This is a genomic window from Nonomuraea sp. NPDC054003 (assembly GCF_055585125.1).
The window spans coordinates 1-22,404 of record NZ_JBVJKR010000032.1; the positions used below are offsets into that span (position 1 = coordinate 1).

General features: G+C 71.1%; 27 protein-coding genes. 11 read left to right on the top strand and 16 right to left on the bottom strand.

Annotated elements, in window-relative coordinates:
* Positions 1–41: 41 nt before the first annotated feature.
* Positions 42–227: a hypothetical protein gene (locus tag ACZ6YG_RS44100; RefSeq protein ID WP_466021300.1), complete on the bottom strand. Its 186-nt coding sequence runs from the start codon at positions 225–227 to the stop codon at positions 42–44.
* Positions 228–314: 87 nt separating this feature from the next.
* Here ACZ6YG_RS44100 and ACZ6YG_RS44105 point away from each other — a divergent pair, with 87 nt between their 5' ends.
* Positions 315–1,268, top strand: a complete 954-nt coding sequence (locus ACZ6YG_RS44105) for a sigma-70 family RNA polymerase sigma factor (RefSeq protein ID WP_466021301.1) — start codon at positions 315–317, stop codon at positions 1,266–1,268.
* Here the strand turns inward: ACZ6YG_RS44105 and ACZ6YG_RS44110 are convergent.
* The 6 genes from ACZ6YG_RS44110 to ACZ6YG_RS44135 all read right to left on the bottom strand — a co-directional run bounded on the left by ACZ6YG_RS44110 (position 1,225) and on the right by ACZ6YG_RS44135 (position 6,724).
* Entirely contained in the window at positions 1,225–1,887 is a 663-nt protein-coding gene (locus ACZ6YG_RS44110; protein WP_148031756.1) for a response regulator, read from the bottom strand. The genes ACZ6YG_RS44105 and ACZ6YG_RS44110 overlap by 44 nt on opposite strands.
* Positions 1,884–3,110: a sensor histidine kinase gene (locus ACZ6YG_RS44115; protein WP_187281171.1), complete on the bottom strand. Its 1,227-nt coding sequence runs from the start codon at positions 3,108–3,110 to the stop codon at positions 1,884–1,886. The genes ACZ6YG_RS44110 and ACZ6YG_RS44115 overlap by 4 nt, the downstream gene beginning before the upstream one ends.
* A 38-nt stretch (positions 3,111–3,148) precedes the next feature.
* Positions 3,149–4,162: a DUF418 domain-containing protein gene (locus tag ACZ6YG_RS44120; RefSeq protein ID WP_466021302.1), complete on the bottom strand. Its 1,014-nt coding sequence runs from the start codon at positions 4,160–4,162 to the stop codon at positions 3,149–3,151.
* A gap of 261 nt (positions 4,163–4,423) precedes the next feature.
* Positions 4,424–4,858: a DUF6640 family protein gene (locus ACZ6YG_RS44125; protein ID WP_466021303.1), complete on the bottom strand. Its 435-nt coding sequence runs from the start codon at positions 4,856–4,858 to the stop codon at positions 4,424–4,426.
* Positions 4,858–5,961, bottom strand: coding sequence for an FAD-dependent monooxygenase (locus ACZ6YG_RS44130; RefSeq protein WP_148031760.1), 1,104 nt, complete (start codon positions 5,959–5,961; stop codon positions 4,858–4,860). Before ACZ6YG_RS44130 ends, ACZ6YG_RS44125 begins: the two co-directional genes overlap by 1 nt.
* 19 nt (positions 5,962–5,980) lie before the next feature.
* A complete protein-coding gene (locus tag ACZ6YG_RS44135; RefSeq protein WP_466021304.1) occupies positions 5,981–6,724 on the bottom strand; it encodes a siderophore-interacting protein in 744 nt (247 codons plus the stop codon).
* 202 nt (positions 6,725–6,926) lie between these two features.
* Between ACZ6YG_RS44135 and ACZ6YG_RS44140 the strand changes: the two genes are divergently transcribed.
* Positions 6,927–7,643, top strand: coding sequence for a TetR/AcrR family transcriptional regulator (locus ACZ6YG_RS44140; protein ID WP_466021305.1), 717 nt, complete (start codon positions 6,927–6,929; stop codon positions 7,641–7,643).
* 334 nt (positions 7,644–7,977) lie between these two features.
* On the opposite strand, the gene ACZ6YG_RS44145 is transcribed toward ACZ6YG_RS44140, so the two are convergent.
* A complete protein-coding gene (locus ACZ6YG_RS44145; RefSeq protein ID WP_466021306.1) occupies positions 7,978–9,444 on the bottom strand; it encodes a SulP family inorganic anion transporter in 1,467 nt (488 codons plus the stop codon).
* 374 nt (positions 9,445–9,818) lie between these two features.
* On the opposite strand from ACZ6YG_RS44145, the gene ACZ6YG_RS44150 reads away from it, so the two are divergent.
* The gene (locus ACZ6YG_RS44150) at positions 9,819–10,208 is read left to right on the top strand and encodes a MerR family transcriptional regulator (RefSeq protein ID WP_466021307.1); all 390 of its coding nucleotides are present in this window, start codon (positions 9,819–9,821) and stop codon (positions 10,206–10,208) included.
* A 68-nt stretch (positions 10,209–10,276) separates the two neighbouring features.
* The gene (locus ACZ6YG_RS44155) at positions 10,277–10,945 is read left to right on the top strand and encodes a hypothetical protein (RefSeq protein WP_466021308.1); all 669 of its coding nucleotides are present in this window, start codon (positions 10,277–10,279) and stop codon (positions 10,943–10,945) included.
* Between the two features lie 2 nt (positions 10,946–10,947).
* Here the strand turns inward: ACZ6YG_RS44155 and ACZ6YG_RS44160 are convergent, their stop codons facing one another.
* From ACZ6YG_RS44160 to ACZ6YG_RS44175, 4 genes are all read right to left on the bottom strand, one after another.
* Complete coding sequence (locus ACZ6YG_RS44160) at positions 10,948–12,150, bottom strand: RNA polymerase sigma factor (protein WP_466021309.1); 1,203 nt, start codon at positions 12,148–12,150, stop codon at positions 10,948–10,950.
* Positions 12,147–12,485, bottom strand: coding sequence for a YciI family protein (locus ACZ6YG_RS44165; protein WP_187281172.1), 339 nt, complete (start codon positions 12,483–12,485; stop codon positions 12,147–12,149). Before ACZ6YG_RS44165 ends, ACZ6YG_RS44160 begins: the two co-directional genes overlap by 4 nt.
* A gap of 12 nt (positions 12,486–12,497) precedes the next feature.
* Positions 12,498–12,896 (bottom strand): VOC family protein, encoded by a 399-nt coding sequence (locus ACZ6YG_RS44170; protein WP_466021310.1) that lies wholly within the window; start codon positions 12,894–12,896, stop codon positions 12,498–12,500.
* Positions 12,897–13,090: 194 nt separating this feature from the next.
* Positions 13,091–13,561, bottom strand: coding sequence for a DinB family protein (locus ACZ6YG_RS44175; RefSeq protein ID WP_466021311.1), 471 nt, complete (start codon positions 13,559–13,561; stop codon positions 13,091–13,093).
* A 96-nt stretch (positions 13,562–13,657) separates the two neighbouring features.
* Between ACZ6YG_RS44175 and ACZ6YG_RS44180 the strand changes: the two genes are divergently transcribed.
* Positions 13,658–14,236 carry a helix-turn-helix domain-containing protein gene (locus ACZ6YG_RS44180; RefSeq protein WP_466021312.1) on the top strand — a complete coding sequence of 193 codons (579 nt, stop codon included), beginning with the start codon at positions 13,658–13,660 and terminating at the stop codon, positions 14,234–14,236.
* Positions 14,237–14,275: 39 nt separating this feature from the next.
* The gene (locus tag ACZ6YG_RS44185; protein ID WP_148031770.1) at positions 14,276–14,932 is read left to right on the top strand and encodes an alpha/beta fold hydrolase; all 657 of its coding nucleotides are present in this window, start codon (positions 14,276–14,278) and stop codon (positions 14,930–14,932) included.
* 15 nt (positions 14,933–14,947) lie between these two features.
* Here the strand turns inward: ACZ6YG_RS44185 and ACZ6YG_RS44190 are convergent, their stop codons facing one another.
* Both ACZ6YG_RS44190 and ACZ6YG_RS44195 read right to left on the bottom strand, forming a co-directional pair.
* Entirely contained in the window at positions 14,948–16,093 is a 1,146-nt protein-coding gene (locus ACZ6YG_RS44190) for an RNA polymerase sigma factor (protein ID WP_466021313.1), read from the bottom strand.
* 6 nt (positions 16,094–16,099) lie between these two features.
* Complete coding sequence (locus tag ACZ6YG_RS44195; protein ID WP_148031772.1) at positions 16,100–16,507, bottom strand: YciI family protein; 408 nt, start codon at positions 16,505–16,507, stop codon at positions 16,100–16,102.
* Between the two features lie 175 nt (positions 16,508–16,682).
* Here ACZ6YG_RS44195 and ACZ6YG_RS44200 point away from each other — a divergent pair, with 175 nt between their 5' ends.
* Positions 16,683–17,891 carry a sensor histidine kinase gene (locus ACZ6YG_RS44200; protein ID WP_466021314.1) on the top strand — a complete coding sequence of 403 codons (1,209 nt, stop codon included), beginning with the start codon at positions 16,683–16,685 and terminating at the stop codon, positions 17,889–17,891.
* Complete coding sequence (locus ACZ6YG_RS44205) at positions 17,873–18,550, top strand: response regulator (protein ID WP_466021315.1); 678 nt, start codon at positions 17,873–17,875, stop codon at positions 18,548–18,550. Before ACZ6YG_RS44200 ends, ACZ6YG_RS44205 begins: the two co-directional genes overlap by 19 nt.
* 12 nt (positions 18,551–18,562) lie before the next feature.
* Here ACZ6YG_RS44205 and ACZ6YG_RS44210 read toward each other — a convergent pair whose 3' ends face one another.
* A complete protein-coding gene (locus ACZ6YG_RS44210; protein WP_148031775.1) occupies positions 18,563–19,018 on the bottom strand; it encodes a MarR family winged helix-turn-helix transcriptional regulator in 456 nt (151 codons plus the stop codon).
* 30 nt (positions 19,019–19,048) lie between these two features.
* On the opposite strand from ACZ6YG_RS44210, the gene ACZ6YG_RS44215 reads away from it, so the two are divergent.
* A complete protein-coding gene (locus ACZ6YG_RS44215) occupies positions 19,049–20,128 on the top strand; it encodes a GNAT family N-acetyltransferase (RefSeq protein WP_466021316.1) in 1,080 nt (359 codons plus the stop codon).
* Positions 20,129–20,144: 16 nt separating this feature from the next.
* Here ACZ6YG_RS44215 and ACZ6YG_RS44220 read toward each other — a convergent pair whose 3' ends face one another.
* Positions 20,145–20,738, bottom strand: coding sequence for a dihydrofolate reductase family protein (locus ACZ6YG_RS44220; RefSeq protein ID WP_466021317.1), 594 nt, complete (start codon positions 20,736–20,738; stop codon positions 20,145–20,147).
* A 149-nt stretch (positions 20,739–20,887) separates the two neighbouring features.
* Here ACZ6YG_RS44220 and ACZ6YG_RS44225 point away from each other — a divergent pair, with 149 nt between their 5' ends.
* Together ACZ6YG_RS44225 and ACZ6YG_RS44230 are read left to right on the top strand one after the other, a co-directional pair.
* Positions 20,888–21,271, top strand: coding sequence for a DoxX family protein (locus ACZ6YG_RS44225; protein ID WP_466021318.1), 384 nt, complete (start codon positions 20,888–20,890; stop codon positions 21,269–21,271).
* Positions 21,272–21,290: 19 nt separating this feature from the next.
* Positions 21,291–22,202 (top strand): RNA polymerase sigma-70 factor, encoded by a 912-nt coding sequence (locus ACZ6YG_RS44230; RefSeq protein ID WP_466021319.1) that lies wholly within the window; start codon positions 21,291–21,293, stop codon positions 22,200–22,202.
* Positions 22,203–22,404 lie beyond the last annotated feature (202 nt).

Sequence of the window (22,404 nt, forward strand, 5' to 3'; positions counted from 1 at the left end):
AGCCTGCTCGGATGTGGTGTTGAATCGGACAATCTGTACGCTCATATGTGTCTCCTCAACGAGGTGTGCTCGTCAGGTAGCTGGTCACTCACCCCCACCCGCATGGCTGTGTAGTCAAGGCCGGTCGGTGCTGCTTCCTCGATCGCTGCGAACAACGTCTTGATGGCCGCTTCCGCTTCCGGAGCCTGCTCGGATGTGGTGTTGAATCGGACAATCTGTACGCTCATATGTGTCTCCTCAACGAGGTGTGCTCGTCAGGTAGCTGGTCACTCACCCCTCCTGACGTTGAGCACACTCGAAAGGTGACCTCACCCATGAAACTCGTCGAACACTTCGAGGCGTCTCGCCCCCGGCTGATGTCGCTGGCCCACCGGATCGTGGGCTCGTATCACGACGCCGAGGACGCGGTCCAGACCGCCTGGACGAGGGTCCAGGCGGCCGGGGCGGCCGACGTCGCCAACCTGGACGGCTGGTTCACCACGGTGACCGCGCGTCTGTGCCTGGACCTGCTACGGGCACGTGAGCGACGTGGCGAACTCCCCTTGCACTCCGACGACATCGCCGGCGCAAGGATCAGCGCCGACGAGACGTTCCTTCGCCGCGAAGAAGTTTCCAGAGCCCTGCTGGTGCTCCTCGACGAACTCTCGCCCAGGCAGCGGGTGGCGTACGTGATGCACGACCTCTTCGCCATCCCGTTCGATCAGATCGCCGCGACGCTCGGCACGAACGCGGTCTCGGCGAAGAAGCTGGCCAGCCGTGCGCGCGCACGGCTGCGCGACGTGCGACCTGTCATACGTCGCCACGACGCGGAAGAAAACGAGATCATCGAGGCGTTCCTGGCAGCCGCACGCGGCGGCGACATAGCACGACTCGTCACCCTGATGGCTCCCGACGTTGTCCGTACCGCTGACCCTTCCCTGCTCCCGGCAGGCTCCGCAACGGAAGTCCGGGGGGCAGCGGCGGTCGCGGAAGAGACGAGGATCTTCGCCGACCGCATCGCCGTCGCGGCTCCGGTCCTCATCGCAGGGCGGCCCGGCGCGGTCATCGCACCCGGCGGCCACGCGTACGCGCTCATCCGCTTCCACATCGACGCCGGTCTCATCACGAAGATCGAGATCACTCCGTACGCGACCGGCACGATGTCGCTGCGCGACCAGGCCACGAGATCCCGTCCTTACCGGCCAGAGCAGTACGGGGCCGCGATCACCATCGGCATGACTTCGGTCATGTGCCGGGCTCGACGACCCCGTGCTCGTACGCGTAGATGACCGCCTGCACACGGTCACGGCAGCCGATCTTGGGCAGAAGGTTGGCCACATGGGTCTTGACCGTCGAGACGCTGACCGTCAAGGCTTCGGCGATCTCCATGTTGGACCGGCCTCTGGCGATGAGCTCCAGCGTGTCGCGCTCTCGCGCCGTCAGCTCCGGCAGCGGCTCCACGGTCCGAGGCCGTTTCGAGGTGCGGGCGAACTCCGCGATCAGCCGCCGCGTGACACCCGGCGCGACCAGGCCCTGGCCCGAGGCGACCACCCGGACCGCCTCCACCAGGTCGTCGGGTTCGACATCCTTCAACAGGAAGCCGCGCGCTCCGCCACGCAAGGCGGCGAAGACGTACTCGTCGAGGTCGAACGTCGTCACGACGAGCACGGCGACGGGCTGCTCGACCCCCGGCCCCGCAAGTCGCTCGGTGGCGGCCAGCCCATCGAGCACGGGCATCCGGACGTCCATGAGCACCAGGTCAGGCCGCAGCCGCCTGGCGAGGCGGACGGCCTCTTCCCCGTCGGCGGCCTCCCCCACGATCCGGAGATCGGGCTCCGACTCCAGGATTGCGCGGAAGCCGGTGCGCACGACCGCTTGGTCGTCGGCGATCACGATGTCGACGGTCATGGGCGCTCCAGGGGAAATGTGGCGCTGACCAGCCAGCCGCCGTCGGGTTGTGGTCCGATGGTGAGCTCACCACCCGCGTGGTTCACGCGCTCGCGCATGCCGAGCAGGCCGTGTCCGCCGTTCGGCTCCGCGGGAGGCGGGGTGCGGGCGGGGCTCGAGTTGCGTACCGCGACGACGAACTCGGCGTCGCCGAAGGCCGTGGTCACGCTGACCGATGCTCCCGGGGAGTGCCGCCTGGCGTTGACCAGCGCCTCGCGCACGAGGCGCGAAGCGGCCAGATCGACGGTGACGGGCAGCGGGCGCGGCTCGCCCTTGGCACGCAACTCGACGTCCATGCCTGTGGTACGGGAACGGCGGACGGTCTCCTCCAGCCCCGCCAGGGTCGGCGCCCTGCCACCGGCGGAATCGAGGTCCGTCCCGGTCTCGCTCTCGCGCATGATCCCCACCAGAGCACGCATCGACACCAGCGTGTCACGCCCCTGCGCCCTGATCGCGCGCAGCGTGGCCCTGGCCGCGGCCGGGTCGCGATCGAGCAGACGGTCGGCCGCACCTGCCTGGACGACGATCGCCGACAGATCGTGGGCCGCGATATCGTGCAGCTCCCTGGCGATTCTGGCGCGCTCCTCCGCGACGGCGGCCCTCGCGCGTTCCTCCTGCTCGCCCGCGATGCGCTCGGCCTCCCTGACCTTCGCGGCGCGCCTGGACCGAACGGAGAACCCCAAGGTGGCCGGCAGCAGGTAAGCCACGGTCACGGCCGCGGCCATGCCCGGCACGTCGCCCCGCGCCACTCCCCAGAACGTGAGCAGCCCGCCGTGGTCGGCGCCGGCGACGCTCAGGAGCAGACCGCCGAGCATGTGGCCCGCCGCGCAGGCGGAGACCACGACGGTGGCCCTGACCTGCGGCAGGCGGCTCGCCACCGTGTAGGAGCAGATCAGCACACCTACCCCGATCAGCGCGGAGCGGGTCGGCAGCAGCATGCTCACCAGCGGGATCACGGTGGCGGCCACGAGAGCGGGCACGGCATGGCTGCGCCGGAAGGCTATGGTGGCGAGGTCGGCGAGGGCCAGCAGATGACTGACACCGAACGCCCAGCCCGGCAGCCCGGCCATCCGGGCATCGTCGAGGACGAACGCCAGCCGCGCCGTGACGACGACGGCCAGCACCGCCGCCACCAGGACGTCCCAGCCCTCGGGCAGACCGGCCCCGGGCCGCTCCGTCGCCATGCCCTTCCTGCTCACCCTCGCTTCGCCGGCCCTTCCCGTCATTCCGCTTCGCCGACCTGTCCCGTAGCGCGAGCCCGGCTCGCGCCACCACGGATCGGCAGCCGCCGCCAGTACGTCGCACACCGCCACGCCCACTCCAACGGGCCGTAACCGAAGCGGCGCAACCACAGGTTACTCACCACGGCCTGGACGAGCAGGATGCCGACGCCGAGGAGCGCCGAGGCCGACCACCGCTCCGAACCGGGCAGGCCCATCGTCGTGCCCACAGGAACGAAGATCAGAGCGGCGCTGAAGTAGTTCGTCAGCGCCATCCTGCCCATCGGGGCCAGCACCCACGACAGCACGGCGCCCACCGGCGTACGCAGCAGGAGCAGGAACACCGCGATGTAGCAGCAAGCGGTCGCCAGCGACACCGTCAACCCCACCCGGATCTGCGCAAGCTCGGGCAAGGGCAGGGTGACGAGCCAGACCCCCAGCCCCCACACGGCCACGGCAGCGACGCCCATGACCACCAGACGGCCTGGACGGTCCCCGAGGGACTCGTGCACTCGCCACTCCGCCGCGGCGAACCCGAGCGCGAACAGCCCGGGCAGCATCCCCAGCCCGCCCACCCCTGCCAAGATCCCCGCCGCGGTCAGCGTGACGGCCACGGCGAGGAGCGCGGGGCGCGGGAGGCGGCTGAGTGGCAGGAGCACCAGCAGACCGGTGACGGCGAACGGCAGCAGCACCTCGCCGGGTTGGAGAAGGTGGAGCACTCCACCCAGGACGCCCAGCGCGACGAGCCTCCGCACGAGCAACACCCTCGGACGGCTCGTGCGTCTGGCGGCCGAGGCGAGGAAGATGCCGAACCCCACACCGAACAGCAGGTAGAAGATGGGGTAGAAGCGGCCGTAGAACAGTAGAAGGAGCGGGGTGGGCAGCTCGCCCGCGTACGCGAACATCTCCATGGTCTGGGGAATGTTGATGAAGATGATGCCGCACAGGGCGAAGCCGCGCAGCGCGTCGAGGGCGGCGATCCGCCTGAGCGGGCGATCCGGGCCAAGTGGAAGCATGCGACCAGGATGACGAGCGAGGGACCGCGTCCGCTTCGGGCGCGTGGCCATTTCCTTCTCGTTCCCGTGGCCGATCCCGCTTCCTCCTCAGGACCCCGCGGAGCGGCGATCATCTGACGCAGCGGGCCGGCCCTCCCGTGCCGGAGCACCGTCCCGCCTGAGGGCTTCCCCTTCCGCGAGCGCGTTCCTGGATACTCAGGCTCGCGGCACCGGACTTGGCTTTGGTGGTATAGCGCCTTGAACAAGCAAGGGCCGGGCTCATCACCGGGTGGTGGAGTCCACGGGCATGCGCAGTGTCGCCGCTGTCGCGACCAGCAGCGCCAGGAGCAGGACGATCGCCATGAAGACCTGCCCGTGCAGGCCGAGGACGAAGACAGTCCGATCGGCGAACTCCGGGTCGTAGGTGGCAGTGCCCGGGAACAGGAGCGCACCGATCATGCCGAGCCACGGGGTGGCCAGGATGGCGGCGGCGTGCAGCAGCGTGTTCAGCCCTGACCGTAGCGCGAGGGCCAGGCCGGTGAGGCCGAGGAGCACGGTCATCACCATGTACTGGGCGTCGTGGAACTTGGCGTGGGGTGGCCAGGCCGGGTTGTAGGCGTGCTGTGCCGCCAGGTCGGGGATGACGAGGTCGGCGAGCACGGCGCCGACCGTTGTGATCGCTGCGACGGCAATGATCAGGATTCGTGGGAGGGACATCAGATCGTCCAGGTATAGGCGGGGGTGAGTGAGCGGTCGAAGAGCACGTTCGGGAGGAGAGGAAGAACGGCGTCTCGCAGAGTGGTCATCGGCGTGGAGGTCCAGTGCGCGGCGGCTCCGGCCTGGCGGGAACGGCGGACGATCAGCTGGGTGCGCGGCCTGCGGGCGCGGTCATAGGCTTCCAGGCCCGCGCGCACGCCGAGGGTGCCCACCGCGTGCGCGAGCGTGACCGCGTCCTCGAGCGCCTGGCAGGCGCCCTGCCCCAGGTTGGGGGTCATGGCGTGGGCCGCGTCACCGAGGACGGCGACGTTTCCGGAAACGTACGTGGGCAGCCTCGACAGTTCGTACGTGTCGTGTTGCAGCACCGCCTCCTCTTGCGCGGAGTCGAGCAGCGCGGGGATGGGCCGGTGCCAGCGTGCGAAGCGTTCGCGCAGCTCATCCAGGCCGACGTGGGAGCCCGCCGGGGCGTTGGCCATGACGTAGCAGTAGATGCGGCCGTCGGGCATCGGCACGTGCCCGAACCGTTCGCCCCTGCCCCACGTTTCCGCGCTCCCCTCGACGGGCTGAGGGGGGACGATGAGGCGCCAGGTGGTATAGCCGACGTAGCGCGGCCCAGGGAGGCCAGGCCAGAGGGAGCGCCGGGTCACGCTGTGCACGCCGTCGGCGCCCACCACGAGATCCGCGGTGGAGGTGCCGCCGCTATGGCGGACCGTGCCGTCGGGCTGCACGTGCTGTACGTCGATGCCGGGCCGCAGAGCCTCGGGCGGCACGGCTGCTCTCAGCAGGTCGACCAGTGCGGCTCGGTGCACGGTCACCCACGGGCCGAAACGACGCTTGAGGCTGTCGACGTCGTTGCGGACCAGCCAGTCCCCCCGGCTGCTGCGGATCCCCGCGAGCGGGTCGGCCAGCCCGCCGGCGCGCAGACGCTCGCCCAGGCCGAGGGCGTCCAGCGCGCGCAGACCGTTGGGCTGGATGGTCAGCCCGGCGCCCACCTCGGTGAACTCAGCAGCGCGTTCGAAGACCTCCACCTGCAGGCCACGCTGGTGGAAGGCGACGGCCGCGGCGAGTCCGCCGATGCCGCCTCCCACGATGATCACTTTCATGTCCGAATCTCCTTGACGGTCAGTGCAGGCCACGCTTGCCCCGGGCCCAGAACGGCTTGGTCTTGATCGAGGCCCGTGCCCAGTTGCGCTCACGCACCAGGAAGTCGCGCACCATCTGGCAGGTTCTGGCCTCGCCGGCCACATAAGCGGCTCCCGCGTTGCCCGGCAGATCGAGTTCGGCCACGGCCGCGAGCAGCACCCGGGAGGCGACGGCGGAGGTGCCGTGCCGGTGGACACGGCGCAGCGGCGGCGTCCCGGGCAGGGGCAGGTCGTGCTCGGGGGTCTCGCTCTCCAGGACGCCGAACACCTCGGCCGAGGCTCCCAACGCTCCGATCATCGGGCCGAACGCGGCGCTGGCGGTCTCCTCCCCGATGAACACGTGATAGGCCGCCTCGCGGGTGAAGAAGTCGCCTTGCGGCCACCAGAAGGTCACCCGTTCTCCGGGCCGGGCCGCCCGCGCCCACCTCAGGCCGATGCCGTCGCCCGCATACAGGTGGACGCGCAGTTCGATCGCCGTCCTGCCGGCGTCGAGGCCCCAGATCGTGTACGTGCGCAGCGTCTCGGACGGACGCAGGATGCCCGACACCGACAGCGGATCCTTCAACTCGATCCTGATGTGCTGGCCGGGGGTGTACGGGAAGGCGACGGGCTGGTCGGTTTCCAGCCGGATCCGGCGCATGGCCGGGTTGACCTGTTCGGCGACGGTGATGGTCGCCTCCATGGCGTACTTGCCGAACAAACGGTCGCGCAGCGTCCGGGCCATGTCAGGACTCCTTGCGCCGCCGGACGTGGGCGGATCTGGATATCCGCCACCACACGGCCGCCACGAACACCAGCGCCGCGAGAAGGATCCACAGAAGCTCCACACCTACTCCTTAGTGCCTCTAGATTTCTTAGAGGCACTAAGGAAACATACTTGCCCTAAGATGTCAACGCCGACCGAGGGAACGACGCGAGAGGTGACGATGTCCGCAAACACCAGCCGACGGCAGAGGTTGCGCCAGGCCACCCTGGAGGAGATCCACACGGCCGCGCGCAAGCTGCTGGTCGAGCAGGGATCGGCCGCGGTCACCATCAACGCGGTCGCCCGGCAGGTCGGCATGAGCGGCCCAGCCCTCTACCACTACTACGCCAGCCACGACGAACTGGTCGGCGCAGTGACCGCCGACTTCTTCCGCGAACTGGCCGCCGCGATGGAACAGGCCCGCGACGGCCACGCCGGCGCGTCGCTCGGCGAGCGGATACTGGCCGTCTGCCGCGCCATGCGCGCCTGGAGCACCGCCCACCCGGCCGAGTTCGGCTGGATATTCGCGAGCCCGATCACCCCGCACAACCGGCGGCCGGACTCGGTGCGCCACCAGGCCGCCCTGCGGTTCGAGCAGGTCCTGCTCGACCTGATGGTCGAACTGTGGCGGACACGACCGTTCCCGGTGCCCGACCTGGCCGACCTGCCCGCATCCCTGCGCGAGCAATTGACCGCCTACTCCGCCACCCTCGACGGACGGCTCCCGCCCGAGGCCGCCCACGTCTTCCTGTCGTGCTGGACCAGGCTGTACGGGCTTCTCTGCATGGAAGTCCTGCACCAACTGGACTTCGCCTACACCGACATGGAGCCCGTCTACGAACAGTGCCTGCGCGACCTGGCCGCCACCCTCGGCCTCGACAGCCACGCGCCGGCATGACGCCCGACAGCGGCTGCCGATCTCACTCCCGTCATGGGGCGAGCTGGCGGAACGCGTTGACCACCGTGATCGAGAACCGATAGTTCTCCAGCAGTACCTTGCCGCTTGTAGCGGGGTTGGTTGTCAGCTGTTATTGATCTTCAACAAGCCAGCGCCTTTACAATGTAGATTACTAGTTCAGTCGAGGGCAGAGCTGGGACCAGGGATGACAGGCGGACCTCACCCAGTCCGGCCTCTCGGTTGCGCGGACCACGATCGGTCCTCCCCTCTCCCGGATGCCGAGCCGACCGAGTACGGGCCACTCCCCCACTTCAGGTCCGCACGCAGGCCGCCGTCACTGGCTGCCGGACAGCTCCCCCGACAAGGTGGCGTGCATGCGGGCGCTGGGCTGGTTCAGCCCGATGATCCGTACGGTCTTGCCGCGGGCGGCGTACTTGGCCTCGACAGCGTCCAGGGCGGCGACGGATGAGGCGTCCCAGATGTGGGCGTCGGTCAGGTCGATGACCACGTCGTCAGGGTCGGCGGCATAGTCGAACTGGGAGACCAGGTCGTTGCTGGAGGCGAAGAACAGCTCGCCGGTCACGGCGTAGACCACCTGGCCGCCGTCGGGGTCGATGACCGCGGAGACCTCGGCCAGGTGCGCCACCCGGCGCGCGAAGATGACCAGCCCGGTCAGCGAGCCGACGACGACGCCGATGGCCAGGTTGTGCGTGACGACCACGACCGCGACCGTGATGACCATGACGCCGATCTCACCGGCGGGCATGCGCCTGAGGGTGGCCGGGGCGATGGAGTGCCAGTCGAAGGTGCCGACCGAAACCAGGATCATCACGGCGACCAGCGCGGCCATCGGAATCTGGGAGACCAGCGGACCGAAGACGATGCACAGGACCATGAGCAGGACACCGGCGGTGAAGGTGGACAGCCGGGTGCGGGCGCCGTTCTTGACGTTGATCATGGTCTGGCCGATCATGGCGCAACCGCCCATGCCGCCGAAGAAGCCGGTGACGATGTTGGCGACGCCCTGGCCGATGGACTCGCGCGTCTTGGAGGAGCGGGTGTCGGTGAGGTCGTCGACCAGCTTGGCGGTCATCAGCGACTCCATCAGCCCGACGAGGGCGAAGCCGACCGCGTACGGCGCGATGAGAGTGAGGGTGTCCAGCGTGAAAGCCACGTCGGGCAGACCGGGCACGGGCAGCGAGGACGGCAGCGTGCCACGATCGCCGACCGTGGGCACGGCCAGCCCGGCGCCGATCGTGAGGGCGGTGAGCGCGGCGATGGAGATCAGCGGGGCCGGGACCACCTTGGTCAGGCGGGGCAGGAACACCATCAGCGCCAGCGCGCTGCCGACCAGCGGATAGACGACCCAGGGCACGTCCACGAGCTCGGGCACCTGCGCCATGAAGATCAAGATGGCCAGGGCGTTGACGAAGCCCACCATGACACTGCGAGGCACGAAGCGCATCAGCTTCGCCACGCCGAGCGCGCCGAGCGCGACCTGGATGAGCCCGCCGAGAATGACGGTCGCGACCAGGTAGCCGAGGCCGTGCTCGCGGGCCAGCGGGGCGACGACCAGAGCGATGGCTCCGGTCGCGGCGGAGATCATGGCGGGGCGGCCGCCGGCGATGGCGATGACCACGGCCATGGTGAAGGAGGCGAACAAACCGACGCTGGGATCGACCCCGGCGATGATGGAGAACGAGATCGCCTCAGGGATCAGGGCGAGCGCGACGACCAAGCCGGACAGGATCTCGGTACGGGCCACCGAGGGCTTCAGCCATTCGGGGCGGCCAGGCCGCATGCGAGCAGGCAGGGTCAGAGGCGGGCGGGCAGGCACGGATGAGCTGGGCAACAGAAGTCCTTAAGGATGGAACAGCAAGGCATGCGCGCGTCGGTGTTCCTTACCTCGGGTGAGGGCGGCGCTCGGCGGCCCGGTGCGTGGGTGGCGGGATGTCCGGTCGGTACGGCGACGCCCCGACGCGGTCTGGCCAGCGGCAACTCTACCTTAACGTTAGGGTAGAGATCCGCCAGGGCTCGATGCGGACGCCCCACCGGCTGACCAGTGAGGTTCTACAGACGATGGACAGATCAGCGCCTTCCACCCCCGCGGGCGAGGCCCCGGCTCCGGCGGGCAGTGGCGGAGATCACAGCCCAAGTCACCTGCACATCGGGCAGGTGGCCGCGCGCACGGAGCTGTCACTGCGGACCATCCGGCACTATGACGAGGTCGGCCTGGTCCGGCCCTCGGCGCGCAGCCAGGGCGGCTTCCGCCTCTATACCGAGGCCGACGTGGCCCGTCTGATGGTGATCCGCAGGATGAAGCCGCTCGGCTTCACCCTGGCGGAGATGGGCGAACTGCTGGCCATCACCGACCGGCTCGACGACCCCGGTGCGGCGGCGGAGCTGGAGACGGCCGAGCGTGAGCAGTTCCTGGCGAAACTGAGCTGGTTCGAGCAGGCCACCCGCGAACGCTGCGAGGCGCTCCGCACCCAGCTGAGCCGAGCCGAGGAGTTCGCCACCGACCTGCGGCGGCACGCCGACCGACTGACCGCCGGCCCCACCTGACCAGTGGCATCGCCCCGACGCATCAGGCCCGTGGCGTGCGCGGGTGAAGGCGACGTCGAAGGAGCATCATGACGCCCCCTCCCATGCCGCGCTCTTCGACAGAGATCCGCGCCTACCTCAAAGACCAGCTCAACCAGGCGCTTCGCCGGCCCGGCATGTTCGGCGGCGAGACGGCCCTGCGCCTCCTGTTCGACCATCTGGTCTACGCGGAACACCAGGAGCAGGAGTGGGCGCAAGCGATGCGGACCCTGGAATCGCGGGGCGCCTTCAACTCGCTCGGCGTGACGGGAGCGTTCAGAACCGTCCTGCCTGATGCCGGCGAGGACGGCGTCGCCTCGGTCTATGCCGAACTGGCCCACGATCGCGGATGGCTACTGGCCGACAGAACCCTGACCGCCGGAGAATACGGCTCCCTGCGCCGGGAGCTCATCGCTTGGACCGCTCACGACCGAACACTCACCGAAGTGCAGGAAGCGCTCGGCCCGCCTTCCGTTCTTCTCGGCGGCACCAACCCCTTCTACGGCAAGACGCTCGCCTACATGTCCGCACAGGCGACCGAACCGATCATCTTCCTACACCTCTGGAACGGGACCTCCGGGTCGAGGGAAACGACCTGGCATCCCATCTACGACGAACCCGTTCTCTTGGCCATCCGATTCGGGAAGGGAGCGTTCGCGGACACCTTCACGTTCACACCGGAGGGAAGCAGACGCCGCCCAGGGGGAACAGCCGCATGAGGTCACGTCCACCTCAGCCGATCGGCCAGCAGGGCCTGCTGGGCCGGGTTGGCGGTCAGCTCCAGCGCCCGCTCGTCGGCCCGCCGCGCCTGCCCACGGCGGTCCAGGTCACGCAGCAGCTCAGCCCGGGTGGCGTGGAAGAGCGGGTAACGCTCCAGCACCCGGCCGAGTGGCTCCAGCTCGGCCAGCGCCGCCTCGGGGCCTTTGACATGGCGCAGGGCGACGGCCCGGTGCAGCCGGGTGACGGGCGAGGGCGCCAGGTGCAGCAGCATGTCGTACAGCACCAGGATCTGCGCCCAGTCCGTGTCGGCGAAGGTCCCGGCCTCCGCGTGGCAGGCCACGATCGCCGCCTGGACCTGGTACGGCCCCGGCCGGCGGTGGGCGCGGGCGGTCCGCGTCAGCAGCGCCGTGGCCTGATCGATGGCCTGCCGGTCCCAGAGGCCGCGGTCCTGGTCGGCCAGCAGCACCAGCCGCCCGGCCGGGTCGAAGCGGGCCGCGCCCCGGGCCCGGTGCAGCCGGATCAGCGCCAGCAGCCCGGCCGCCTCCGGCTCCTTCGGCATCAGGTTCACCAGCAGCGCGGCCAGCCACTCGGCCTCCTCCACCAGGTCGCGCGCCTGCGCCCGCTCGGCCGTGCTCGACAGGTAGCCCTCGTTGAACAGCAGGTAGACGACCGCCAGCACCTCGCCGACGCGCCGCGGCAGCTCCTCCTCGGCGGGGATGCGGTACGGGATGCCGGCCTCGCCGATCTTCCGTTTGGCGCGGGTGATCCGCTGCGCCACAGTGGCCTCCGGCACGACGAACGCCGCGGCGATCTGCGCCACCGACAGCCCGCACACCGCCCGCAACGTGAGCGCGATCTGCGCGGCGCGTGACAGCGCCGGATGGCAGCAGGTGAACACCAGCCGCAGCCGGTCGTCGCGCGGGGCGGGGTCCGGCCTGGTGAGCCCGGCGAGCTTGGCCCGGTAGTTCGACTCCCTGCGCAGCACGTCCAGGCCGCGCCGCCGGGCCACGGTGAACAACCACGCGTCGGGCCGCTCCGGCACCCCCTCGACCGGCCAGCGCCGCAGCGCGGTCTCGACCGCGTCCTGCACCAGGTCCTCGGCGGCGGAGAAGTCGCCCAGCAACGACACCAGGGACGCGGCCAGCCGGCCCGCGTGCTCGCGCACCACCCCGGCCAGCACCTCCTCGTGCACCGGCCCGCTCATGAAAGGGGGCGGATCTCCACGATCGGGCAGGCCGGCCACGAGCGGGCGACCTTCAACGCCTCGTCCAGGTCGGCCACCTCGAGCTCGGCGAACCCGCTGACCACCTCCTTGCCCTCCACGAACGGCCCGTCGGTGACGACCGGCTCGCCCTGGTCCAGGCGCACCGTGGTGGCGGTGTGCACCGGCGCCAGATGCGCATGGTGAGTGATCTTGTCAGCGTGGTCGGCGAACCACTGCCCCACCGCCGCGTAGGCGGCTTCGCGCTCCAGCTCCCCCATCGCCTCCAGCTGGTGGGCGAACTCCTCGGTCTCGATGAACATCAGCACGTACTTCATGACGACTCCCCTTCAGCTCGCCGGGAGGGCGGCGTACAGGTCGACACCGTTCCCGTCCGGGTCGGCCACCGTGGCGTAGCGCATCCCCCAGAACGCGTCGAACGGCTCGGCGATCCCCCGGTGGCCCGCCGCGACGAGCTCGGCGTACCTGGCGTCCACCCCGGCCGGGGTCTCGAACTCGAAACACAGCAGAGTACGCGACCCGCCGGTCGGCGCGCTCCAGCCGGGCAGGAACGGCGTACGGAAACCCTCGGTGTCCAGCATCACATGCAGCCCGTTCGGCAGGTCGCAGCCGGCGTGTCCTGGCGAGTGCTCGTCCACCTTGAACTCCAGCCCGAGCCGGGCATAGAAGGCGATCGAGGCGTCCAGGTCGGACACCACGATGTCGATCGTGTTCAGCGTGGGATTCATGATGCGCTCCTTCGGGCTCGGTCGGCGAGGTTCCCCGGCTGTCCGCGCGATGCCCCACGCTCGCGTCACGTGTCCGCGACCCGACATCCCCGCTGACAGCCTGGCTCTTATCTCACAGACGATCGGCCGAGGCCCCGATACGACAGGTGCCGCTTGATCACCTCATCGACCGGACGCCTTTACAATGTAGATTTTCAACCGAGACGAGCCGCGAGGAGCTGTTCCCGGAGGATGTCGGCATGGCCGAGGTGCTGGGCGAGCTCGCGCAGCATGTGCAGGTGGATCTGCCACAGGAAGCGCTCGCCGCGTCCCGTGACGACGGCGTCGAGGTCCAGGGAGGCCGTGTTCCTGCGGGACGTCTCGCAGATGTCCCGGTAGACGGCCCGGACGGACGCGATCGTGTCGTCCCGCCCCAGGGCGAAGGAACGATCCGGCGTGGAGGCGATCCCGATCTCCTCGTACGAACGGCCGGTGATCGCCTGGTCGAACCAGACGCCTTCGACGTAGGTGACATGCTTGACGAGCCCCAGCGGGGTCGTCCTCGACGGTACGAGACGCCTCCGAGCCTCGTCCTCGGTGAGCCCTTCGAGGCTGTCGTGCAACCGGGAGCGGTACTCGTCCAGGAAGGCGTCCAGTTGGGCGCGCACGGCGCTGGCGGACATCATCCGTTCTCCTCAATCTGGAAAGGTCCGGGAGCAAGCAAGGATCCGCGCGGCCATGCGGGATTTGCAAAGGACGTTGCGGATCCGCAAAATCGGGGCATGGCCGAACCTCGGAGCGACGTGCCGGCCGGTGTCGGGCCGCGGCTGAAGGCGCTGCGCCGGGCGCGCGGGGCGACGCTGGCCGAGCTGGCGGAGCTGACCGGCCTGACGCCGAGCACGCTCTCGCGCCTGGAGAACGGGCGGCTCCGCCCGACCCTGGAGCAGTTGCTCCCGCTGGCCCGGACGCACGGCGTGACCCTCGACGAACTGGTCGACGCGCCGCCCACCGGCGACCCGCGCGTCCACATGCCGCCCGTCCACCGGTACGGGCTGACGTTCATACCGCTGACCCGGCGCGCCGGCGGCATCCAGGCGTTCAAGGTGATCCATCCGCCCGCCGGCGCCGACCTCACGCCGAGCCCGCGGGGGCACGAAGGCTACGAGTGGTTCTACGTCATGTCCGGGCACGTCCGGCTCGTCGTCGGCGACCGCGACCTGCGGCTCGGCCCCGGCGAGGCGGCCGAGTTCGACACCAGGCTGCCGCACTGGATCGGCAACACCGCCGACAAGCCCGCGGAGCTGCTCATGCTCTTCGGCGCCCAGGGAGAACGCGCCCACCTCTCGGTCTCCACGCCATGACCCCGATGAGTTTCCGCGCCGCCGGCGGTCATCACCGTCATGACGACCTTCGCGCTCATCCACGGCGGCGGCGGGAGCGCCTTCGACTGGCACCTGCTCGAAGCCGAGCTGCGCGGCCGCGGGCATGACACGGTCGCGGTGGACCTGCCCATGTCCGATCCGAGGGCAGGGCTGTGGGACTACGCCGACGCCGTCGTCCGGGCGGTCGGCGAGCGCCGCGACCTGGTCGTGGTCGCGCATTCGTGGGGCGGCTTCGTGGGCCCGCTCGTCTGCGCGCGGGTGGAGGCCGCCGCGCTCGTGCTGGTCACCGCCATGATCCCGAGCCCCGGCGAGACGCCGGACGACTGGTGGGAACGGAGCGGCCGGCCCCCGTCCGGCATCGACGACGAGTACGAGCTCTACCTGCAGGACGTGCCCCGTGAGCTGGCCGAGCGGGTGCTGGCCCACGACGCCGCGCTCGCCGGGGACGTGAGCATGGACCGGGCCGGTCGCGAGCCCTGGCCGCTGGCCGCCTGGCCGGACGTGCCCACGAGATACCTGCTCTGCCGCGACGACCGCTGCTTCACCCCCGGATTCGTGCGCCGCCACGTGAAGGAGCGGCTCGGCATCGTCCCCGACGAGATGCCCGGCGGCCACATGGTGATGCTGTCGCGGCCGGGCGAGCTGGCCGGCTACCTGGTGGGGCTCCTGCCGTGACGGCCCCGGGCCGGGTCAGGCGCGCAGCCGCGCGTTGAGCCGTGCGGCCTGTCGCGTGAGGTGGTCGCGTTCGGGGAGGCTGGACGCCGACCGGGCGGCCTCGGCGTAGAGCCGTGCCGCGGTGACCAGGTCGCCGTCACGCTCGCGCAGGTACGCCGCGACGGCGGTGTGGCGGGGCAGGCCGGGGTCGAGCTCCGCCAGGGCGGCCAGGCCGGCCCGCGGGCCGTCGGCCTCGCCGACGGCGACGGCCCGGTTGAGCCGGGCCACCGGGCTGCCGGTGAGGCGCACCAGCTCGTCGTACCACTCGACGATCTGCACCCAGTCGGTCTCCTCGGCCGTCCGCGCGTCGGCGTGGAGCGCGGCGACGGCGGCCTGGGCCTGAAACTCGCCCAGGCGGTCGCGGGCGAGTGCCGCCTGCAGCACGTCGACGCCCTCGGCGATCAGGCGGGTGTCCCACAGGCCGCGGTCCTGCTCGGCGAGCGGCACGAGCCTGCCGTCCGAGCCGGTCCGCGCCGGGCGCCGGGCGTGGTGCAGCAGCATGAGCGCGAGCAGGCCCGCGACCTCCTCGTGGTCGATCCTGGCCGCCAGCTGGCGGGTGAGCCTGATCGCCTCGGCGGCGAGGTCGACGTCACCGGAGTAGCCCTCGTTGAAGACCAGGTAGAGCACGCGCAGCACGGTGGCGACGTCACCCGGCTGGTTGAACCGGACGCCCGCGACGGTCCGCTTGGCCCTGCTGATCCGCTGCGCCATGGTCGCCTCCGGCACGAGGTACGCCTGCGCGATCTGACGCGTGGTCAGGCCGCCGACCGCGCGCAGCGTGAGCGCGACGGCCGACGCCGGTGTCAGGGACGGGTGCGCGCACAGGAAGTACAGCTGGAGCGTGTCGTCCACCTCCTCCCCCGCCCCGGGCACGGGCTCACCCTCGGCGCGCTCCTCGCGGTGCCGCCTGGCGGTGTCGGCGCGGGCGGCGTCGAGGAACTTGCGCCACGCCACGGTGACCAGCCAGCCCTTCGGGTCCCGTGGCGGGTCGTCCGGCCACACGCGTACGGCCTCGACCAGGGCGTCCTGCACGGCGTCCTCGGCCGCCGCGAAGTCCGCTCCGCGGCGGACGAGAACGCCGATCACGGTGGGGGTGAGGGTCCGCAGGAGGGACTCATCCACCGTTCGTCACTCCGTGATGGTCGGGTGCGCGGTCAGGAACGGGCGCAGTTCGAGCCACTCGTGGATCGGCTCCCCGCCCGCGCCCGGAGCCGCGGACAGCTCGGCGGCCAGTTCGAGCGCCCGCTCGTAGCTGTCGACGTCGATCACCATCCAGCCGGCGATCAGGTCCTTCGTCTCCGCGAACGGGCCGTCGGTGACCGGCGGCCGCCCCTCGCCGTCGTAGCGGACGAACGTGCCCTCCGGGGAGAGCGCCTGACCGTCGACGAACTCGCCGGTGCCTTCCAGCCGGGCGGCGAAGTCGTCCATGTACTTCACGTGGGCCGTGACCTCCTCCGGCGTCCACTTGTCCATCGGCACGTCGTTGACCGCTGCCGGGGCGCCCCGGTAGTGCTTGAGCAGCAGGTACTTGGCCATGATGTCCTCCTTGGTGCGGTACGGCCATGGTGGCCGTGCTCGACTCTGGGACGGAGCCGCCCACGCGTTCTCGACATCCCACCGCGACATTTTTCCTGAAGCCTCCGCCGTGAGTGAGGCAGAGGTAGACCCAGCACTACCGTGCCCGCGCACCGGGATCAGTTAGCGTCGTGGGGTGCTCGCCCCCACCGCCCTGGCCGCCGTGACCCGCCGGCCGTCGGCGTTCCTCCGCTCGTCGTGGCCCTGGCGGTCGCTGGCCTACCTGCTGGGCAGCGCGATCCACGCGGTGGCGGCGTGCGTGGCGATCTACGCGGCCTACGCCTACGGCGTCGGGGTCGCGGCGGGGGGCGCGCTGCTCGCGCTGGCCGTGCTCTCCCTGCCGGCGGCGGCGTTCGAGCGGTGGCGGCTCCGGCTGGTGGACCGCGCGCCCGTCGACGACCCGCACGTCAGGCCGCCGCGGCCCGGTCCGCGCGCCTGGCTCGCCACCCGCCTGCGCGAGCAGGCGACCTGGCGGGAGCTGGGATTCACCGTCATCGCGGTGTCCGTGATGTGGTGGATGGACCTGGGATTCGTCTCGTCGGCGATCTGGCTGCCGCTGATGCTGCTGTCGGCGCCGTTCCAGCCGAGCCTGCACCTGGTGGAGAGCCTGCCGCTGATCGCCGCCGGGCTGCTGCTGTCGCCGCTCTTCGCGTACATGATGACCGCGTGGGCCGGCACCCGCGCGTTGCTCGTGCGGGCCGTCCTCGCGCCGCGCGACGCGGAGATCATCCGTTCCCGCGCCCGGCTGGTCGACGCGTTCGAGGTCGAACGCCGCCGGATCGAGCGTGACCTGCACGACGGCGCCCAGCAGCGGCTGGTGGCCCTCAGCATGAAGCTCGGGCTGGCCCGGCTCGACCTGCCCCCGGGTTCGCCCGCCGAGGCGCAGCTCGCCGAGGCGCACGAGGAGGCCGGACGCGCCCTGGCCGAGCTGCGCGAGCTGATCAGGGGCGTCCACCCCCAGGTGCTCACCGACCGGGGGCTCGGCGCGGCCGTGCGCGACGTGGCGGGCCGCTCCCCCGTTCCCGTCGACGTCGACGTCTCGCTGCCCGGCCGGTTGCCGCCGTCGATCGAGGTGACCGCCTATTACGTCGTGTCGGAGGCGATGGCCAACCTCGCCAAGCACAGCGGGGCACGGCGCGGTTTCGTGCGCGCCCGGCTCCGCGACGGCGCGCTGGTGCTGGAGGTGGGCGACGACGGGGTGGGGGGCGCCGACCCGGCGGCCGGGTCCGGGCTGGCCGGGCTCGCGGACCGCGTGGCCGTCACCGACGGCCTGATGACCCTGTCCAGCCCGCCGGGCGGGCCGACGTCGCTGCGTGTGGAGATCCCATGCCCCGTCTCCGGGTAGCCCTCGCCGAAGACGGTGTGCTGCTCCGCGAAGGGCTCGCCGGGCTCCTCGACCGGTTCGGCCACGAGGTCGTCGCCTCGGTCGGCGACGGAGCGGCGCTGATCGCCGCCGTGGCCGAGCACGAACCCGACATCGTCGTCGCCGACGTCCGCATGCCGCCCGGCTTCACCGACGAAGGGCTCCGCGCCGCGCTCACGCTGCGCGCCTCCCACCCGGGGCTCGCCGTGCTGGTGCTCAGCCAGTACGTCGAGCAGACGTACGCGGCCGAACTCCTCGACTCGGACGGCGGCTCCGGCATCGGCTACCTGCTGAAGGACCGGATCGGCGACGTGCGGGAGTTCGTGGACGCGGTGGAGCGGGTCGCCGCGGGGCGCACGGTCGTGGACCCGGAGGTGGTGCGGCAGTTGCTGAGCCGCCGCCGCGCGCCGCTGTCCCGGCTGACCCCGCGCGAGCGTGAGGTGCTCGGACTGGTCGCGGAGGGCCGCTCCAACGCCGCCGTCGCCCGCGCGCTGGTGGTCTCCGAGGCGGCGGTGTCCAAGCACATCGCCGGCATCCTGTCCAAGCTCGACCTGCCCCCGGCGGGGGACGACCACCGCCGCGTCCTCGCCGTCCTCGCCTACCTCCGGGGCCGGCCGGGCGGGCCGGAGGAGCGGCGCTGATCCAGCCGTACCTCAGCCGTCGAGCTTGCGGGCGATGGTCTCCAGGGCGGAGAGGTCCGCGGGTGAGAGCCGGTCGATGACGTGGCGGCGGACCGACTCCAGGTGGGCGGGGGCGGCGTCCTCCAGCGTCTCCAGGCCGCGTTCGGTGAGGACGAGATAGCAGCCCCGGCCGTCGGCCGGATCGGGCTCGCGCCGCAGGAGTCCCCGGGCCTCCATGCGGGTGGCGTGCCGGGACAGGCGGCTGCGTGACCAGCCCATCTTGGCCGCCTGCTCGCGCAGCGTGCTGGTGCGGCCCGGACGCTCGGAGAGCGTGCTCAGCACTTCGTAGTCGGGATCGGACAGGCCGATCGCGGCCAGGTCGTGCGCGGTGCGCGACTGGACGGCGATCATCATGCGGCGCAGGGCGCGCCAGGCCCGTTCCTCGTCCGGGTCGAGCCAGCGGACCGTCCCCGGCGGTTTCTTTGACATGTAAACAAGTTACCAGCTACGTTCGTTTCCATGTCAACGAAAACTGTGCGGGTCCTCATCCTGATGTGCAGCTCCCGTCCCGGCGCCCGGGGCCCGGCGGTGGCGGAGTGGCTGGCCGAGACGGTCGCGCCCCGCGCCGCGGAGCTCGGCGTGGAGCTCGTGCCGGTGGCCCTGCGCGACCTCGGCCTGCCGTTCCTGGACGAGGAGGACGAGCCCGCGTCCGGCGTCTACCGGCACGAGCACACCAAGCGGTGGAGCGCGACGGTGGACGCGGCCGACGGCTTCATCGCGGTCACCCCCGAGTACAACTACGGCATGCCCGCCATCCTCAAGAACGCCCTCGACTACCTGAGCAGCGAGTGGGCGTGGAAGCCGATGGGGTTCGTCAGCTACGGCAACACCTCGGCCGGCACCCGGTCGGTCCAGCACGCCAAGCAGGTGGTGACCACGCTGCGGCTGGTGCCCCTGGGCGCCACGCTCGCCCTGCGCATCGGCGACACCATGGAGAACGGGCGGGTCCGCCCCGACGCCGGCCGCGCCGCGATCGCCGTAGGGGTCCTGGACGAGCTGGTCCGGGTCGCCCACGCCCTCCAGCCGCTGCGCGAGCAGGCCCGGTCGCAGCCGGGGCCGCTGCCGGGCTCGTACGTGAGAGAGCTGACCCCCGGCGACGCCGGGGAGGTCCTGGTGCTGCAGCGCTGCTGCTGGATGGAGGAGGCGCTGGCCAACGACACGCTGGCCGTCCCCGCTCTCGGCGAGTCGCTGGAGCGGGTGGGCGCATGGCTGGCCACCTGGCACACCACGGGCCTGTGGCAGGACGGCCGGCTCCTGGGCATGGTACGGGCGCGGCGCGTGGACGACGACTGGCACGTGGGCCGGCTCGGCGTCGTCCCCGACCTGCGCGGGCGGGGCGTGGGGCGCTGGCTGCTGGGCCGGGCCGAAGCCGCGGCCGAGGCCGGCTGCCGCCGCTTCGTGCTGCGCACCGGCGCCGAGAGCCGCCGCAACCTCGCCCTCTACCACGCCCAGGGCTACCGGACGGAGTCGTCCGACGGCGCGACGGCCTTCCTCACCAAGCCGGTGCCCGCGCACGAGCCCGTCCCGGCGGCCGGATGAGGACACCGGCGGCGGGTCAGCCGCCCGTGGTGGCATAGGTCGCGATGATCGCGCCCGTGCTGGTCACCTGGCTGTCCGCCAGCCGCAGCGACCGGAGCGCGCCGTCGTCACGGAAGAGACGCTTGCCGCCGCCCACCACCAGCGGGTCGATCATGAGCCGGAGCTCGTCCAGCAGGCCCAGGGCCAGCAGGGTCTGGACGAGTCCCGGGCTGCCGATCACATGCAGGTCGCCGCCTTCCTCCTTCTTCAGCGCTCGCACGGCCGCGCCGGCATCACTCCCCAGCAGCCTCGCGTTCCGCCAGCGGAGCGGCTCGGCGAGGGTGGTCGAGGCGACGTACTTCGGCAACGCGTTCAAGGGCTCGGCGAGCACCTGCTGGTCCTGCGGCGCGTCCGGCCAGTGGGCGGCGAAAATCTCGTACGTGCCGCGCCCCAGCAGGTAGCCGCCCGCACCGCGGACGTTGTCGATCACCCACGTCATCGACAGGTCGTCGAAGTAGCGGGCGTGCCAGCCGCCGTGCGTGAAGCCGCCGGCCGCGTCCTCGTCGGCATAGCTGGGTGACTGCACCACCCCGTCCAGCGTCATCCACTCGTTCGCGATCACTTTCCGCATTCCGGCCTCCTGGCTGTCGTGGAGCCTGTCACCCGCGAGGACGGAGCCGGGCGCCCGTTCTCGACATGGCGGGCTTAACCGGCATGTCACAGGCGGGAGCCGCTGTCTCGTCTACGGGGTAGAGGCAATCTTCGATTGAGGGATGGACGATGAATCTCGCGCTGTGGATCGCTGCCGGACTGCTGGCCGCGGTTGCCCTGCTCGGCGGCATCACCAAGACTTTCGTGCCGAGGGAGAAACTGGCCGCGGCCCACGGCGGAGGATGGACCGGTGACGTCAGCGCGGGCTTCGTCAAGACCCTGGGCGTTCTCGAACTCCTGGCCGCGCTGGGTCTGATCCTGCCCGCCGTGCTCGGCATCGCGCCGGTTCTGGTGCCGGTGACCGCCGTGTGCTGGGTCCTGCTGATGATCGGGGCGATGATCACGCACGGCCGCCGCGGCGAGTACTCTCTCTCGGCGCTGAACCTGGTATATCTCGCCATCGCCGCGTTCATCGTGTGGGGCCGCTTCGGCCCCGAGTCCTTCGTCGGCTGACCGGCGGGGAGGAGCCGTCATGAGCAGGACCGAGGAGTTCGAGGAGCTGCGGCCGCTGCTGTTCTCGATCGCGTACCGGATCCTGGGCAGTGTGAGCGAGGCGGAGGACGCGGTCCAGGAGACCTGGCTGCGCTTCCAGGCCTCCCCCGCCCGGCCCAGGTCGGTCAGGGCTTTCCTGTCGGCCACGGTGACCAGGATCGCGATCGACGTGCTGCGCTCGGCCCGCGTCCGGCGGGAGGAGTACGTCGGGCCGTGGCTTCCGGAACCGCTGCTGGCCGATCCCTACGAGGATCCGGAGCGGTCGGCGGAGCTGGCCGACTCGGTGTCGACGGCGGCCCTGCTGCTGCTGGAGCGGCTCAGCCCGCTGGAGCGGGCGGTCTTCGTGCTGCGGGAGGTGTTCGGCTTCGGCTTCCCCGAGGTAGCGGCGGCCGTCGGACGTTCGGAGGCGGCGTGCCGCCAGCTCGCCGTGCGGGCGCGGCGCCACATGACCGAGGGACGGCCCCGCTTCGAAGCGGATCGCAGGGAGCGGGAGGCCCTGGCGTCGCGGTTCTTCGACGCCCTGCGCGAAGGCGACGTCGCCGGCCTTCAGGAGTTGCTCGCGGCCGACGTGTCGATGGTCGGCGACGGCGGCGGCAAGGCCCCGCAACTGGCCAGGGCCGTCGCCGGCGCCGGGAACGTGGCCAGGCTGCTCGCCTCCGTCTTCCCCCGGATGGCCCTGATCGACGTGGCGTTCGACCCGCACGACGTCAACGGCGAGCCGGGCGCGATCTTCCGCGACCGGGACGGCAAGGTGCTCCACACCCTCGCGCTGGACGTCCTCGACGGGCGGATCCAGACGATCCGCGCGGTGATCAACCCCGACAAGCTCGGGCACGTGGGCCCGGTGGCGGACGCCTGGGCGATCGACCGCGAGGCACGGCGGGCGCGGTGACAACCGGGGTTGGTTCCCGGATGTGAGGCGGTCCGGCGAGGACGAGTGCCTGATGGCGCTCGTCCTCGCCCGAGACGTGCCGTCCGGCTCCGAGCCCGGGTCAGACCTCTTCCACGCTGCTCGGCTCACGCCGGGACAGGTCGATGCCGAGCTCCTCCGCGGCGCGGAAGACGTCCTCGTCGGTGTCGCGCATCTCGATGGA